1 protein-coding gene is annotated in these 387 nt (G+C 75.2%); it reads left to right on the forward strand.

Features of this window, described 5'->3' with window-relative positions; translation table 11 throughout:
- Nucleotides 1-70: 70 nt before the first annotated feature.
- A partial coding sequence (locus VTU_RS0121205) for an RsmE family RNA methyltransferase (RefSeq protein ID WP_010108478.1) occupies nucleotides 71-387 on the forward strand: 317 nt, incomplete at its 3' end.

Genomic DNA, 387 nt, shown 5'->3' on the forward strand with positions numbered 1-387 from the left:
CACTGCCCGGCGACCATTGGCCGAGGGACGCCGAGCTCGACCTGCCCCCGGCGCCGCGCGGCACGCGCAGGTGCTGCGCCTGCAACCGGGCGACGGCGTCACGCTGTTCCACGGCGCGCCGGGCGCGGGCGACCCCGGCGGCGAGTTCGACGCCAGCGTGCTGAGCATGGGCCGCAGCGCCGTGCGCGTGCGCGTGTGCGCGCACCACGCGATCGAACGCGAGGCGCCGCGCGCTGTGCACCTGCTCGCAGGGATCATCGCCAACGACCGCATGGACTGGCTCGTGGAAAAGGCCACCGAACTGGGCGTGGCCGGAATCACGCCGCTGGCGGCCGAGCGCAGCGTGCTCCGGCTCGATGGCGCGCGCGCCGCCAGAAAGATCGCCCA

Origin of the sequence: Verminephrobacter aporrectodeae subsp. tuberculatae At4 (assembly GCF_000193225.1) — a bacterium.
GTDB lineage: Bacteria > Pseudomonadota > Gammaproteobacteria > Burkholderiales > Burkholderiaceae_C > Acidovorax > Acidovorax aporrectodeae.